Source organism: Aeribacillus sp. FSL M8-0254, from assembly GCF_038008845.1.
GTDB lineage: Bacteria > Bacillota > Bacilli > Bacillales > Aeribacillaceae > Aeribacillus > Aeribacillus composti.
In genome coordinates this window covers 1,665,716-1,682,262 of the sequence record NZ_JBBOZY010000001.1, presented here as the reverse complement: position 1 = coordinate 1,682,262, position 16,547 = coordinate 1,665,716, and the positions used below count along the sequence as shown (strand labels likewise).

General features: G+C 41.4%; 10 protein-coding genes, 1 pseudogene and 1 riboswitch. Of the genes and pseudogenes, 1 reads left to right on the top strand and 10 read right to left on the bottom strand.

Features of this window, described 5'->3' with window-relative positions:
- Positions 1 to 876 precede the first annotated feature (876 nt).
- Positions 877 to 1,728, top strand: coding sequence for a superoxide dismutase (locus NSQ44_RS08135; RefSeq protein WP_082830427.1), 852 nt, complete (start codon positions 877 to 879; stop codon positions 1,726 to 1,728).
- A 5-nt stretch (positions 1,729 to 1,733) separates the two neighbouring features.
- On the opposite strand, the gene NSQ44_RS08130 is transcribed toward NSQ44_RS08135, so the two are convergent.
- From NSQ44_RS08130 to NSQ44_RS08085, 10 genes and pseudogenes are all read right to left on the bottom strand, one after another.
- On the bottom strand, positions 1,734 to 3,176 hold the full coding sequence (locus tag NSQ44_RS08130) for an NAD(P)H-hydrate dehydratase (RefSeq protein ID WP_340856456.1): 1,443 nt from the start codon (positions 3,174 to 3,176) through the stop codon (positions 1,734 to 1,736).
- Positions 3,177 to 3,225: 49 nt separating this feature from the next.
- On the bottom strand, positions 3,226 to 3,432 hold the full coding sequence (locus NSQ44_RS08125; RefSeq protein WP_063389709.1) for a DUF6501 family protein: 207 nt from the start codon (positions 3,430 to 3,432) through the stop codon (positions 3,226 to 3,228).
- A 74-nt stretch (positions 3,433 to 3,506) separates the two neighbouring features.
- Positions 3,507 to 4,766 carry a 2-oxoglutarate dehydrogenase complex dihydrolipoyllysine-residue succinyltransferase gene (odhB, locus tag NSQ44_RS08120; RefSeq protein WP_063389708.1) on the bottom strand — a complete coding sequence of 420 codons (1,260 nt, stop codon included), beginning with the start codon at positions 4,764 to 4,766 and terminating at the stop codon, positions 3,507 to 3,509.
- A 16-nt stretch (positions 4,767 to 4,782) separates the two neighbouring features.
- The gene (gene sucA, locus NSQ44_RS08115; protein ID WP_340856454.1) at positions 4,783 to 7,626 is read right to left on the bottom strand and encodes a 2-oxoglutarate dehydrogenase E1 component; all 2,844 of its coding nucleotides are present in this window, start codon (positions 7,624 to 7,626) and stop codon (positions 4,783 to 4,785) included.
- Between the two features lie 746 nt (positions 7,627 to 8,372).
- On the bottom strand, positions 8,373 to 9,656 hold the full coding sequence (locus tag NSQ44_RS08110) for an IS110 family transposase (protein WP_340855228.1): 1,284 nt from the start codon (positions 9,654 to 9,656) through the stop codon (positions 8,373 to 8,375).
- A 92-nt stretch (positions 9,657 to 9,748) separates the two neighbouring features.
- Positions 9,749 to 11,566: a vWA domain-containing protein gene (locus NSQ44_RS08105; protein ID WP_340856453.1), complete on the bottom strand. Its 1,818-nt coding sequence runs from the start codon at positions 11,564 to 11,566 to the stop codon at positions 9,749 to 9,751.
- A gap of 10 nt (positions 11,567 to 11,576) precedes the next feature.
- Positions 11,577 to 12,482, bottom strand: a complete 906-nt coding sequence (locus NSQ44_RS08100; RefSeq protein ID WP_094245678.1) for an ATP-binding protein — start codon at positions 12,480 to 12,482, stop codon at positions 11,577 to 11,579.
- 798 nt (positions 12,483 to 13,280) lie between these two features.
- Positions 13,281 to 14,747 carry an amino acid permease gene (locus NSQ44_RS08095; protein WP_340856450.1) on the bottom strand — a complete coding sequence of 489 codons (1,467 nt, stop codon included), beginning with the start codon at positions 14,745 to 14,747 and terminating at the stop codon, positions 13,281 to 13,283.
- A 119-nt stretch (positions 14,748 to 14,866) separates the two neighbouring features.
- A pseudogene (locus NSQ44_RS08090) lies at positions 14,867 to 15,170 on the bottom strand (group II intron maturase-specific domain-containing protein); the annotation flags it as partial.
- A gap of 138 nt (positions 15,171 to 15,308) precedes the next feature.
- Positions 15,309 to 15,501, bottom strand: a riboswitch (Lysine riboswitch).
- Positions 15,502 to 16,093: 592 nt separating this feature from the next.
- A complete protein-coding gene (locus tag NSQ44_RS08085) occupies positions 16,094 to 16,456 on the bottom strand; it encodes a type II toxin-antitoxin system PemK/MazF family toxin (RefSeq protein ID WP_340858188.1) in 363 nt (120 codons plus the stop codon).
- Between the last annotated feature and the right edge of the window lie 91 nt (positions 16,457 to 16,547).

The window sequence follows — 16,547 nt, the reverse complement described above, 5'->3', positions numbered from 1 at the left end:
TGATGGTCTTTTATTAGATATCGGAGATTACTTGATCAAATTCAGTAATGAAAAATAGTTCAAGGGACCGTAGAAGCTTTGAGAATGCTTTAAAATATCACATTAAAAAAATCCCAAAATCGTCTGTTTATTGATTGTTGTATTATGATTCAAGCAAACAAAAAGTACTGGATTGTCATTTCACGGACTTTGTTATAGCCTTTTGTAAAGGAATACCAAAAATATATAGACGACATTTTAAAGCAGGATGAAAATGCGTATGATGATAAAATTTTTGTTATGATGGCAGATCTAATCAAGAAGTAGTATTTGTTGTTAAAATGAAATTTGAATGTACTTACTTCTGTCATTAAAGTAGAGTTTGTCTATTAGTTCCCAAAAAAGCTAAAGAAGCTGACGTGCTTGTTTGAAAAGATGAAAAGTATACTGTTCAATGAACGATGTTTGGGCAGATTGAACTTAAGGGGCCGTCCAATTAGTTGATTTCACGGCATTGGATCCCCCTTTTCATGTTCAGTAATGCTGATATATCAGCATTTCTTGATTATTGAATTCCAATGGATGTATCCTTTTGGGACAATCCCCTGATCTTATTTTGCATTGATATGCATGGCATTTTTCATACATAATTCAGGCAGCTGCTCTTTTTTCATAACAAGACCGAGTATTTACAAACAAAATTCTTCCCATCCAGCCTCTCCTCTCACAAAAAAAATACACGTCTTTAAAAAATCATCCGTTTTTAATTGGTGAAAAACCGCTTTAAGGAGTCCCCTCTTCCATCTAAAAAAAGACGCGCTTCTTTTAGTTCACCCTTTTGCAAATTGCTTCATATAGTATTCTGGACGATTGAATGAAAAGGAGGATTTTGTTGTCTTGAGTGAATCGTATATTAATGAATTAAAAAAATGGTGTGATGATCTTTATGGAAACATCATTTCAGAACACCCTTTTGCAAGCGAATTCGAGGAAAAAATAATCCGTTTCAAAACAGAGCTGGACAAAGCCGAGTCCGTTTCAGAAAGCGAACTTTATGAACAGGCGAATCAATTGTATGATGAATTCAGATCATTTATTGAAGGTGAAGATGACCGGTCTTTGGCTGTGCCGATAGGACAACATAAGCTCCCTCCTCTTCCCTATCGATACAATGCGCTTGAGCCGTATATTTCAGAAGAAATCATGAGGCTTCACCACTTGAAACACCATCAAAGCTATGTAGACGGTTTAAACAAGGCGGAAATCGAAATGGAAAAAGCACGGAGAACAGGAGATTTTTCATTGATTAAACATTGGGAACGGGAAGCAGCTTTCAATGGGGCAGGCCACTATTTGCATACAATTTTTTGGAATGTCATGAACCCAAAAGGCGGGGGCGAGCCAAAAGGTGAATTAAAGGAAGCGATCAAAAATTCATTCGGAAGCTTTCAAGCATTTAAAAAGCATTTCAGCGAAGCTGCAAAAGCAGTCGAAGGCGGAGGCTGGGCGATATTAGTATGGTCCCCCCGTTCAAGAAGATTGGAAATATTGCAGGCGGAAAAGCATCAAAACTTAAGCCAATGGGATGTCATTCCTCTTCTTGTATTAGATGTTTGGGAGCATGCATACTACTTGCAATATAAAAACGATCGGCAAAAATATATCGATAATTTTTGGAAAATCGTCAACTGGCCAGAAGTGGAACAAAGATTTCAAACTGCAAAAAAAGTCATTTGGAAGCCATATTGATAAGGCTATTCGAATCGTTTCATCACTTCCGGCAAAATGTCTGGAATATCGCCCGCAAGCATTGATCTTACACCTTTCGTTTTTACAAACAGATCTGCACATAAACCGTGTAAATAGACTGCATTTGCCACAGCTGCTTTTTTGTTCTCATAATAGGACAAAAAAGCAGCGATGATTCCCGTTAATGCATCTCCGCTCCCGCCTTTGCCCAAAGCAATGTTTCCAGTTGGATTGATCATTCCTGTTCCATCCGGAAATGCAATCACTGTATATTGGCCTTTTAAAACAACAATGACATTTTCTTCAACGGCAAATTTAGAAGCAGCTTCGATTCTGTTCTTTTGTATATAGCTGATCGGCTGATCGATTAAACGGCTAAATTCCCCCGGATGCGGTGTTAACACAATAGGATGTTGTCTATTTTTCGGATATGTGCGTTTTTGTAACGCACCGGCATCCAGCACAACAGGCCAATCGTTTTGTAAGATGGATTGAATGGCTTTTTCGGTCTCTTCTCCAGGAACGATACCTGGTCCAATTGCACATACTGACAGCTTTTCCGGGAATTCACCATCTCCTGCTTTTATGAGACCTTCAAAAAAATAAGTTGCTTCAGGAATTTGCCCGGCGATGGCCCCCGCTACAAAGGGTGTTGTGCCGATCACAAGCTTGCCAATTCCTGCCCTCATAGCTCCTTTCGCAGCAAGAAGCACACTTCCCGGCATTTCGTCGGAGCCAGCAATTAAATAGCCTGTTCCAAAAGTGCCTTTATGGGAAAAAGACGGATGGTTCGGCCATGTTTGCTTCACATCTTTTTCTGTCCAGACCTTCCATTTCCCTTCTTCCTTCAGGCCGATGGACACAACTTCCTTTTTTCCGTAAAAAGATGAAGAAGGCAGCAAAAAGGCTGATCGCTTATATCCGTGGATGCTGATGGTGACGTTTGCTTTAACCGCTATCGACGCTTCTCCGGTGTCGGATAAAACTCCTGAAGGAACATCAACGGAAACGACAAAAGCGTTTTGTCCATTAATCCATTCAATGATGTTTTTCACATCATCTCTTAGCGGATGCCTTGCACCGACCCCCAGCAAAGCGTCAACGATGACTTGGTAATGATTTTGTTCATATTCGGCTGTTTCGAGAAAACCGCTGTTTTTATAAAAAGCGAAATGATGCTTCGCTGCTTCACTTTTCGGTGCCCCAAGCGGAAAAGAAAGATCGGCATGGTAGCCGTTTTGTTTTAAATATCTGGCCAAAACAATTCCATCTCCGCCGTTGTTGCCTTTACCGGACAATATTAAAATGCGATCATCTTTTTTTACATACGAAACAAGCTTTTGAAATAAAGAGCGCCCGGCGTTTTCCATCAACACAATAGAAGAAAGGCCATTTTTTTCTGCCAGATTGTCAATGTTGCGAATATCCTCTTCAGTATAAACGAACACGAACAACACCTCCTCTCAAAAAGGTAAGAAAAAATAAAGGGATGATTAGCTATTTTGCCTCTTCAAAATATTCTTTGTAAAACCCGCCTACTTTTCCGGAATTGTCGATAATAAAATAATACTCTTCCGTTTCGTTCAAGACATCATAAGTTTGTCCAGGTGTCAATACATTATTTACCATATACTTTTTTGCATTTGTATGTAAACATACAACTTTTTTATTTGCTTTTTTGTTTTTCCATGATAGATGATTCATGTTTGCCACTCCTTCATTCGTTCGTTTTCATATGAAAAGAAGAACGCGGAATGCGTTCTTCCTTCATTAGTGATTTACCCTTCCAGCAAGAGCTGCTCTGGATCCTCCAACAGCTTTTTGACAGTTGCCAAGAAGCTGACAGCTTCTTTTCCGTCAATAATACGGTGGTCATATGATAAAGCAATATACATCATCGGACGGTTTTCAATGCGCTCTTCGTCAATCGCAACTGGGCGAAGCTGGATTTTATGCATCCCTAAAATACCGACTTGAGGTCCATTTAAAATCGGTGTTGACAATAAAGATCCGAAAATACCGCCGTTAGTTATCGTAAATGTTCCTCCTTGCAGATCCGAAAGCGCAAGTTTATTTGCTCTCGCTTTTGCTGCAAGATCGGCAATTTCTTGCTCGATTTGAGCAAATGTTAAGCGATCTGCATCTCTTACAACAGGAACAACCAAACCTTCATCTGTAGAAACAGCTACTCCAATATCATAATATTTTTTCAACACAATTTCATCGCCTTGAATTTCCGCATTCAGTAGAGGGAATTTTTTCAAGGCTGCGACAACTGCTTTTGTAAAGAAGGACATAAAGCCTAAACGAACATCATGCTCCTCAAAAAATTGATCTTTTCTCCGTTTGCGGATGTTCATAACGGCTGTCATATCCACTTCATTAAAGGTTGTCAGCATAGCTGCTGTATTTTGAACTTCTTTTAGACGTTTGGCAATGGTTTGTCTTCTGCGGGACATTCTGATCCGTTCCACAGGCTTCTGATCTGCAACCGTTGCCTTTTGTGTTTCTTGCGGTTCTGGTTTTGGTTTATTAGGGGCTTTTTCTTCCGCTTTTGGCGCTTCATAATATGCAATATCTTGTTTGCGAACACGACCGAGCGGATCAGCCGTCGGTACGGCCGATAAGTCGATTCCTTTTTCACGTGCAAGCTTTCTTGCTGCAGGTGTTGCGATTGGGCGCGGTTTGCCTGCAGACTGTTCTTCCGATTCCACTTGAACTGTTTGCTCCTCTCGATTTTGCTCTGGAGCGGCTTCTACTTTTTGTTCTGGCTGAGGGCTGCTTGCCTGTGGAGCTTCACTTGCGCCTTCATCGATGATTCCGATGACTTCGCCAACTTCGACAACATCGCCCTCATTTTTAAATACTTCTTTTAAAACACCGGCATGTTCAGCAGTAATTTCAACATTGACCTTATCGGTTTCCAGCTCAAGAATGTATTCGCCTTTTTCAATTTTATCGCCAGGTTTTTTCAACCATTGAGAAATTGTACCTTCTAAAATGGATTCTGCTAGTTCTGGAACTTTAATTTCAGCCATTTTTTAAATTTCCTCCTCATTCATTCCATGTAAGCGCTTCTGTTATGATTCGGCTCTGCTCTTTTTTGTGAATTGTCGGGTCTCCTTCTGCAGGGCTTGACCGTCTTGGACGTCCAATATATTTAACAGCGAGCTTATCACCCACAATAGATTTTAATTGCGGATATGTGAAAATCCACGATCCCATATTCTTCGGCTCTTCTTGCACCCAGACGATTTCCTGCAAGTTAGGGTATCTTTCTATAATCTCTTTAATTTCTTCTTCAGGGAACGGATAAATTTCCTCCACCCGTACAATATGAAGAAAATCTTTTTGATCTAATTTTTGCAGACCATTCGCCAATTCTATCGATATTTTGCCAGTGCACAAAATTAAACGTTTTACTTTTTCTTTATTTTGACCTAAACCAGGCTGTTCAATAACCGGTTGAAATTGACCTTCAGTCAGCTCTGTAACGTCGGAAACCGTATTTGGATTACGCAGCAAGCTTTTTGGTGTCATAATGATGAGCGGACGCACTTCTTCTTTTGTTAAAATCGCTGCTTGTCTTCTTAGCAAATGAAAATATTGAGCAGCAGTCGTTACATTTGCCACCGTCCAATTGTTTTCTGCAGCAAGGGTCAAGTACCGTTCCAAACGCCCGCTGGAATGTTCCGGTCCCTGGCCTTCATATCCATGCGGCAGCAACATGACGAGGCCAGATTTTTGTCCCCATTTTGCCCTGCCGGCTGAAATAAATTGATCGAATATGACTTGTGCAACGTTTGCAAAATCACCGAATTGTGCTTCCCAAATGACAAGCGTTTCCGGAGAAAATACGTTATATCCGTATTCAAATCCCAATACAGAAACTTCAGACAACGGGCTGTTATGAATCGCAAATGATACTTGAACATCCGACAAACGATGCAGCGGCGAGAAGGTTTTGCCTGTTTTCACATCGTGCAAGACTAAATGTCTATGAGCAAAAGTCCCGCGTTCCGAATCTTGTCCAGTAATTCTAAGCGGAGTTCCATCTCTCAAGATTGTCGCAAAGGCGAACGCTTCTGCAAGCGACCAATCTACTTTTCTTTCTTCTTCATATACTTTTGCCCTGCGTTCTAGAATTTTTTGCAATTTATTAAAAACGGTGAATCCTTCTGGGAACGTAATTAATTCCTTGTTAATTTTGTCAAGGACATCCACCGGCACAGTCGTGTCGATTTTTGGCAGACCATGGCTGACCGTTTCTGGAATATGAATTTCCTCTTCTTGGTGTTCGTTTTTTGGAACTTTATCGTATGCTTTTTTCAGCCGATCCTGCACTTCTTGTTCAAACTTTCTTGCGTCTTCTAAGGAAATAATTCCATCGCTTTCAAGCTGTTTAGCATATAATTTGCAAATTGTTTCATGTTTCTTAATTTTTTCATAAAGCAACGGATTTGTCGCCATAGGCTCATCCATTTCGTTATGCCCGTAACGGCGGTATCCGATTAAATCAATTAAGAAATCTTTATGGAATTTATTGCGATACAAAATGGCAATATAAACAGCTGCCAAACATGCTTCTGGATCATCCGCATTCACATGAACGATCGGAATTTCGAAGCCCTTGGCTAGGTCGCTGGCATATTTTGTTGATCGAGAATCATGGCTTTCCGTCGTAAATCCGATCATATTATTGGCGATAATGTGGATTGTTCCTCCGGTTTTGTAACCGTTTAACTGACTAAGGTTAAGAGTCTCTGCCACGACTCCCTCGCCAGGGAATGCTGCATCGCCGTGAATCAACACAGCCATGGATTTGTGAATATCTTGTTCAGGATATCCGCGCACATTGCGATTATCTTGGGCTGCACGTGTATACCCTTCCACAATCGGATCCACAAACTCTAGATGGCTAGGGTTGTTCGCTAGCGTGAGTCGTGCACGAACAACATTATGATCTTTAATTTTTCTGTCCGCACCTAAATGATATTTCACATCTCCGGTCCAGCCGTAGTTGATTCCGATTGAACCTTCAGACGGAACCAATTCTTTGTTCGGTGCATGCTGGAACTCAGAGAAAATAAGCTCAAATGGCTTTCCTAACACATGAGCCAACACGCTTAGTCGGCCCCGATGCGCCATTCCGATGTTTATATTTGTCGTTCCGCTTTTCACAGCTTCAGAAATCAGCTCATCAAGCATCGGAACGAGCATATCAACACCTTCAATGGAGAATCTCTTTTGGCCGACAAATGTTTTATGGAGAAAAGATTCAAATCCTTCAACTTCTGTTAATCGCTTCAAAAGAGAAATGCGTTTCTCTTTTGAAAGTGTTTTGAAAATTTTCCCAGATTCCACCATTTCGTTGAGCCATTCATGCTCTTCAAAATTGTGGACATGCTGAAATTCAAATGCAATCGATTTTGAATAAACATCTTTTAAATATTGGATCGCTTCGTACCCGTTGTGTACATGATCAGGAGTATACGGACTCAACAATTTGGCCGGTATTTCAATTAAGTCCTCTTTCGTCAGACCGTATCTTGATTCATTCAAAACATCTTCTTCGTTATGTTTTATCCCCATAGGATAAATAGAAGCATCCAAATGTCCAAATGTCCGAATATCCTCTGCAAACCTTACAGCAGCTGCTACTTTTTGCAGCTTTTCAAACGTATAAGACAAATTTCTGCTTACAGTGGATGAGGAGTTTACATAAGATTGTTCAGTTAGAGCCTCAGGAGCCCCCCAAGCATCAAACATGTTTCTTAATTCTTCATCAACAGAATTCGGATCTTCTAAATATTGTTCATATAAGTCCATGACATACCCTAAATTAGGTCCGTGAAAATCACGCCATGCGATTTTTAAATTTGACGAAGTTTCTTCCATTTTCTTAAAAACCCCCAATGATCACTAATCATTAGAATTCTTCTGCTTTGTTTCCCCACAAAAAATTTTTTTAAATTCTCATCACCATCCCACAAGAAGCAAGCTATATTTTTTTAAATAACCGCTTCCACCGCTATTTTAACACTATTCATCAGATTGACCAATAGTATTTACTTAAAAATTAGCATCTTTATATAATAATTTTCTTGATTTTTTGAATACATGTTGTATTCTGCCATGTTTTGGTGGTTTATTCGATTGTTTTTTGCAGCAATTTTTTCAAAAGCGGGAACAAGACGTCCGGGAGTTCTGTAATATTTTGCACCATGATGCTGTGTTTTCCATAAATCGTTTTCATTACCTCCCTCTAGAAATGTTGATATATCAAGGCTTTTCGGCCTCTCAGGGGTGTCAAAAAAATATTTTTCGACAAAATCCCTTACATCCTTTTTCAGTTTTGTGGATATCTTACAGAGCCAGGGTGCGCTTCGCGGCCACGTCTGGATACATTTTCCTGACGTGGGGGGAAGCGTATTCGATGCACCCTTGGATCTCCGCATCGCTGATGAGGACGAACCCTCCCATGTCTCCGGGCGTCTTTGCGCCAACATTCCCTCGTTCGGTCTCGTCATCAGGCGGAGGCCGGCCAAGCTTTCTTAGGGACTCGAGGTCGCATGGAGGAGATCACGCCAGCTTCTCCGGTGTCATCCTGTTGTCAAACATTTTTTCTGTTCGTGGGGGAGGCCTTATGCCACCCGGTGTTGAACTTGGGACAAGACGTCCTGCATCATTCGCTCTGCGTCAAAGGCTTGTTTCTTCGTACAAATCGCAAACAGCACATTCAGCAGTTTTCGGCATAACACCACGATAGACTGTTTTCCGGTCAGCGGGTTGACGGATCGGGTCGTGTAATACTCATGCAGCTCGCGAAACGCCTCGTTGTGCCGGATCAGCGGAATCATCGCCCGAAACAACACCGATCGCAGCCGTTTTCGTCCCCGTTTGGAGATCCGCTTTTGCCCTTTGCGCTGGCCGGAGGAGTTCTCCTTGAGCGTCAGGCCCGCTAATTTCACCAATTGACGCGGGTCCCGATAGTGGGAGAAACTGCCGATCTCCGCCAGCAGGTCAATGATCGTGGCATCCCCCAACCCGTCGACCGTTTTCAGCCATTGATACTCCATCGTCGTTTGAACCAACGCCTTCAACTCCGCGTCCAGCGCCGCGATCTCGGCTTCTAATTGGCGGTATTGGCGGACGAGCGCGGCGATCTCAAACCGGGCCATCGTCGTCCCTTCCGTCACCCCAATGGAGTCCTTCGCGGCGTCGATCAACGCCTGAATTTTGGCCTTCTGCGGGCATTTCAGCCCTTCGCTTTGCCGGTACACCTCGATGAGCTCCTCGGCGGTCCGACCCACCATATCGGCCGGAAACGGCGTCCACTCCAACACCGAAAGCGCCGTTTTCCCCAGATCGCGAAACACCGTCCAAAACTCCGGAAAATACCGATCGGTCCAACGAATGATCGCATTTTTCACCGCCGTCTGTTCCTTGCGGAGCTTTTCTTTGAGGGTGCTCCCGACGCGCAAATCCGCTTCGATCTCGTGCAACAGCCGGGGGACGAGGAATCGTCCGTCTTTCGCCAGTCTGGCGATGACCAGGGCGTCTTTGGCGTCGTGTTTCGTCGGCAGGTTGTCATCGAGTTCTTTCGACCGGCACACATGCGCTGGGTTGACCATGACCAGCGGGATCCCGTTTTCCTCGAGAAAGTAGGCCAGGTTCAACCAGTAGTGCCCGGTCGGTTCCACGGCGACGATCACCTGTGACTTCCCGAACGCTTGCATCGCCTCCTGAATCGCTTCATTCAGCTGCCGAAATCCCTTCTTCGACTGGAGGAACGGGAAGGATTTTCGAAGCACACGCCCCCGGTCATCCACGAAGCAGGCGTAGTGGGTTCGTTTCGCGATATCGATTCCCACGACAAGCGTTTGTTCGGTGACTTGATTGATTTTATGATTTTGTGTACAATTCATCTGAAGTCCTCCTTGGCATGATGGTAGGTGTTGTTTGACACCCCTGCATCATACCAAGAGGGCTTTTTTTGATCAAGTCCCCGGAAAAGCTCCTAACAGGAATGCTTTCTTTTGCTTTCTTCAACTGCTCCGGCGGATAAAAATATGTTCAGCACCTCTATACCGTGCTTTCGTGCATTCATAACGGCTTCATGTGTATCGACAATTCCATTTTGATCATATCCGTAGGCAGCAGGCTCACCGTCTGAAAAAACAAGAAGAAATTTTTGCTTCTCTTTTCTTGCAAGCAGTTCGTTTGTCATATGCCGGATCGCAAAACCGTCGCGGTTATCTTCTTCAGGCAAAAGCTGCATGATTTCTGGTCCTGAGCTGGAGCTAAGTGAAGTTTCGAAGTTGATTACTTTTTTGAAATAGTTCGGCTGGTTGTTTTCTGTACTGTTTGCCGAGTCTTCCCAAAAACCGACAATTTGATGTGGAACCCGAACGGACTTTAACGTTTCATGAAACAAAATGATGCCTCGTTTCGTTTCTTCCATTTTGTCGTGCATGGATGCAGAGCAGTCGACGAGCAGTGTAAACACCCCGTCAAGATCATTCGCAGGATTCTTTTTTTTGAAAAAAAGCTTCGGGTTTTCATCCGTCCATAGACGCAACAGCTTTTTATTCAATCTGCCGAAATGTTCATCTTGTTTTGGATATGTCTTTTTATGTTCAAGCGTTTTTTGAATGATTCGCTGCAAACGTTTTTTGTACACGATCAATTGCTGCAATTCCTTTTCATACGCAGTTTTTTCTGCTTCCTTTGGCATGTTTGCCGTCAGGAAATATGCTTTTGCATGCTTGTTTTCCTTCCCGAGTTGTTGTTGTATTTCTTGCTCTGCTTCTTTTTGCAGCTTTTCATCAGCATTTACTTCGTCATAATAATTGTTTTGAGTCTGTCTAGCTGAACCTTCCACAATCACAAGCGCCTGATCTCCCGTCTCAGTTTGCCTTGCATGTTCATCTATTAAATTCGTTTGCGTTCCTTGTTCTAAATCAAATTGCAAAAAGCTTTTCGTCGGTGTGGATGTTTCACGATGCCATACGGCCATTTTTTCATCATGAAGATCTTCATCACCCTTTTTTACATTATCCAGTGCATCCTGATTTTGAAGCCGGTCTTTTCGTTTCATGTCGTCAAAAGTCAAGGTATGGAGATCTTTTTCCGATAAATCAGGCAAAATGAAATAAGTATGGATCAAATCTTTTTTCAACACTTCATCCAACAGCCCCATCGTCTTCAGGACAATATCGGAAACTTCTTTCGTGCTATTTGCATCGTATACGTTCATCACTTGTTCCTTCACGAAAGGCAGCAGTTCATCTATTTGGACGCTTATTTCTGGTACATTCAAAACAGGTGATGTGGCCGTAGCCATTTCATACAGGGCCGCAAAGAGCGCATCGGTTGCAAATCCCCGATCAAGGCTTGCTTTCAACTGATCACGGTAATATTTTTTATAAATATTCAGCCGCTTGCGGAAATAACGCTTTGTCCCGGGACGATCGCGTTTAACCAGCTCTTCAATCCGCACATCTTCAAGCAGCATCAACAGCTGTTTTGCAAATTTTTGATGATGTAATGTCCGAACGAGATCATGAAATGCAGCAATTTGATGAAAATCCGTATAATAATAGCTGCCAATTGCGCGCAAATAAATGTCTGATTTAAATCCTGCAAGCTTGTCTTCTTCCGCACGATCGTTCCAAAAATGGCTGATATAAATTTTTTGTTCTGCTGGATGAAAGTAAGACTGAACGGCAAAAGCGATATCGATATCTCTTCGTTTTGTCAATGTTTGCGCTAAGTCGGACAGCTCCATCATTAACATTGAATCTATGATTTCATCATTAAATTTTATATAATGCATCGGATTTCCCTCACTCAAAAACGGTTTCTGCAATGTTCATGATCGCTCTTTTTTCCAGCTCATCATCCAATTTTGCTGCAATGGCCCGTTCAATCGCTCTTAAAGGGGGCAAATAAACCGACAAATCGCAGGCATCGATCAAAGCCCGGATGGAAGCTGCTTCTTCCGAAACCTTCCCGATTTTTACTTGTGTAATAATGTCACTGGATAATGTGAGAAACTTTTCTATCAGCTTTTCATCTTTTAAAGAAGACTGCTCAGTGAGCACTTGTTTTAACTTTTCATTTTGTACATATGGAACATCCATCACGACGAATCGGTTTTTCAACGCTTCGTTTAACGGAACCGTCCCTACATACCCTTCGTTAATAGCTGCGATGACACCAAATCCCTCTTTCGCCGCCACAACCTCTTGTGTAAATGGATTCGTGATCCGCCTCCGGTAATCTAGCACCCCATTTAAAATTGGCAATGTCTCAGGTTTCGCCATATTGATTTCATCTATATATAAAAAATGCCCTTTTTTCATCGCCTGAATAACAGGTCCTTCGACAAACTCAATGGCTGTTTGATTGCTGGAATTGACAATCGTTTTATATCCAAGCAATGCTTCGGCATCAAGATCAACTGAACAGTTAATGCTGTGCATCGGCTGAGAAAAAAATGATGACAGCGTTTCAGCAAGTTTCGTTTTCCCAGCACCGGTCGGTCCTTTTAACAAAACATTTTTTCCAAGGGCCAATGCCACCAGCGCATCATACAAAATGACTGGATCGTCAGACAAAAAACCGCCTTGTCCAATTAATCTTTGATCTTGATCAGAATGCACCCGCTTTTTGCGAGATTCAATTACATTTATTATTTCTTTTGGCAAATGAAGCTCTAAAGACATCATAAAAATTTCCTTTCTAATCATCACGTTCTTTTTTATATTGTTTCACTACATAACTATATCATATCCTTTTTTAACACATTAATTTTTAAGATTCTTTTGAATTTAAAATATTATAATTTTTACAGACAGCACAAACCATAGACGTGGTTTGTACTACTGGGATTGTCCAGAAAGTCAAAATCCATCAAATCATAAGCATGAATATATCAACGTTTTAAAAAAAAAGTTAAAGGGGCGTCTATAAGCCCCAAAAATCGACTTATTAGACAGCCCCTATAAATCAATAAATTATATAGAAATTTATTTATATTGAACTCAACTTTCGCATACCAGTAGCTTAGTTAAAATTATATATAGATCTTGTAATTCAAATGTATCATTTAACATTTTGGCAACATTAAGAAAGACACCTATTTTCTGACCGTCGAAAAACGGTCCAAGCTACATATCCATACAGATGTTAACATGTCAAGTTACACCTATATAGGGAGGAATGGATTCAATCCAATCGTTTTCTATCTTACCAAATGAAAGACGCCTTTCCGCCATTCCCCCATCTCTGAATGTTGGGAGCTCTGAACAGACAATCTTAATTATCGGAATAAAAAGAACAAATCATTTGATGGAAAAGTTGAAGCTTTCCCTTTAACTGATGAATGCCGCTCCGTATCAAGAAAGAGCGGCTTTTCTGATTGGACCATCATTCGTTTACACTTGTCCTGCACCGTACGAGCGTTTTCGTCGTTGTGATGGCATACAAAATCCATTGAACACCGAGCGTGCAGATTTTGGAACTAATGCGTCTTATCAATCGGCTTTTTAGTCTAATTCACATTCTTCGAGAGGAACGACCTTTGTCTTTTTCACGATTTTATAGCCAAACCAAACTGCTAAAAACAATGGCAATCCAATGTAAGAAACGAGAATACCGTACCAGTCGATTGATTCGCCCATGAAGGCCCTGTAGTTCTGTCCCAAAATGACGACCGCGCAAAGTACCAGAGCGAACAGCGGTCCGAATGGAAACCATTTTGCTTTGTAAGGAAGATCACGGAGATCTCTCCCTTGCGCAACATACGCTTTGCGGAAACGATAGTGACTGATTGCAATGCCAAGCCATGCAATGAACCCCGACAAACCAGAAGCATTTAATAACCATACATAGACGATCCCATCCCCAAAAAACGAAGCCAAGAAAGCAAGTGTTCCTAATGAAGCAGTAACCAGTAATGCATTAACAGGGACTCCCCGGCGATTCAACTTAGCCAAAAATTTTGGCGCTTTCCCCTCTTTTGCTAGCCCCCAAAGCATCCGAGTAGACGCATACATACCAGAGTTTCCAGCTGATAAAACCGCTGTTAAAATGACAGCATTCATAACGGATGCAGCGAACGCAATGCCAGCTTTGTCAAAAACGAGAGTAAACGGGCTGACCGTAACATCGCTATTCGCTAGATTTTCATTCGTATATGGAATAAGAAGTCCGATTGCTAAAATAGCCAATATATAAAATAGCAAAATGCGCCAAAATACTTGCCGAATGGCGCGAGGAATGTTACGTTTCGGATCCTCGCTTTCACCTGCTGCAACTCCAAGCAGCTCTGTTCCTTGGAAAGAAAAACCCGCCGCCATAAAAATGCCGAGAGTCGCCATGAAACCACCATGGAATGGAGCGTCGCCGATGGTGAAGTTTTTAAATCCAACCGCTTCACCACCCATAATACCTACAATTATTAAAAAGCTGACAATAAGAAAAATAATGACTGTTATTACTTTAATGAGCGAAAACCAATATTCTGCTTCGCCAAATCCTTTTACGGATAAATAATTAAGCAGAAACATAATTACTAAGCATAAAGCGCTCCATAAAAGTGAAGGACTATCAGGAAACCAAAATTTCATAATGATAGTCACAGCAGAGAGCTCTGCGGCAATCGTAATGGCCCAGTTGTACCAGTAATTCCATCCTAGAGCAAATCCGAGCGCAGGATCGACAAACTTAGTTGCATACGTACTAAACGTTCCAGTAACTGGCATATAAGCTGCCATTTCTGCAAGACTGGTCATCAAAAAATACACCATTATACCAATTGCAATATACGCTACCAGCGCTCCGCCCGGCCCAGCAGTATGAATTGCTCCACCGCTGGCTAAAAACAATCCAGTGCCAATCGTCCCACCAAGAGAAATCATCGTTAAATGCCTTGTTTTTAGCTTGCGTCGAAGCTGGTTAGGCGAAGAATGGTCGGTCGTAGCTGTTTCCTTCTTTTTAATAACGCTTTCCATTGTTTTCATCGCTCCTTTTTTCTTTGTCATGGAAAGGAGCCGGGTGATAATCGAGCAGGAGTGGGTGACTAACCCCCGACCTCTCACACCACCGTACGTACCGTTCAGTATACGGCGGTTCAATTAAGATGACGCAGAAATTGATATCTTTCGAATAGACTTCTTAACCCTTGTCGACTCCAGTAGGAGTTGTCGAGGGTTTTGTGTAGAATGGGACTGCAGGCAATCCGACAGTATTTCTTGCGTATTACCCCACTCGAATGGCTTATGCGTTGGAACACTTAATCCTCTGAGTTTCCGAATTTTTGTTTTCGGCGTTTTCCACTCTTTCCATAAACACATTCGAAGTCTTCGTCTGATCCATTCGCCAAATTCTTTGAACTTACTTGGCGTATCTGCCAAGGCAAAATAGCCGCACCATCCCCTTCTGTTAAGCTAACTGCTCTTCTGCCTTTGCAGCTCGGGACTTTCACCCTAGAGATTACACCCATGCTGGGCGCACCAAAAAAGCCGCCGAAGGTGATTCGGCGGCAATACAAACATTACCCGTATCAACCCTTCCGTGAAGATAGCGCTCCACGGCTGCTTTTCTTCAGGCAAACCGTGACAGTGCTGCCCCTGTTCGGTGGCAACCCCAGTCCGCACATCCAGAGAAATGTGCGAACTTCGGCGGCTTTCCCTTTCCAGCGAAGTCTTCAATGTTCTCTGCATCTCGTTCGCAGTACTCATAAAAGCCGCAACCTCTACCTCATCGGGTGAATGAGGATGCTATTTATTTAATTCCATAATGATTATAAAACAATTTTTGTGCAAAAACAATATCTATTTACACCTCGATTGAGACAAGATTTTTTCGTATAGAATTTTTTAAAATCCAACCATTGCTTTCAAGGGATGATCAATCGGTCTACCAGATGATTGTTGTAGATAGAAGACATGGTTTCTCGTGATGACTTCGATCTTTTGTTTAGAAATGATTTTAAATATGGTTCTTACGAAATTTTTTATGAAAACGAGTAAGGGTTGAAAACAAGTTTATATTTGTTATTTCGCAATAGTTATCACAATCGATAAAGTACCTGTTTCTCTAACAAAAATAATCCAGTTCGTCCGCAAGTCACTCGTTTTATTATTTGTAAGCGATTGATTTGACCCTCAAGCAGACCGATGTTTTAGGGGGAAGTAAAGCATTCTTTACAGCTTGGATATCACTTCTCAGCCTAAAAGCATAATAATATAATGGTGTTTTTTGCTGGTTAATTGTTCACAAATCCTATGTAAGGTGGTAGAAGTACTGTAACCAAAACAAAAAGCCATCATGTTATTTTATTAATGATGACTTTTTGTTAAATTTCAATATTTTGATTTTTTATTATATTTTCAGCTTCTTCTTTTATAATTCCAAGAGATAAACACTGCAATAAATTTTCATCAATTAATTCCATTCTTTCATCTGGAATTTTATCATATTTTGTCAGCAATAAACTTTTATGTATTGTCATAATCTGACTTAAATCCACATATCTTTCTATATTTCCTTTGGGAATATATGTGAAAATTGGATGTTCATCATAAATTAACTTTTCATACCAATCTTTAGATTTTTCTGATAATTTAATAGTATTTATTGGAGCAATTAAAATATATTCAAATTCTTCATTTTGATTTATTATATTATTAGTTACAATAATTACTTTTCTTGGCTTAATAGTAACAACAACTTGTTGTTCTCTGGCTCTAGGTCTTCCTTCAATTATTTCTGGAGAAAAATTACCTATTTGATCAACTATTTTTCCTTCT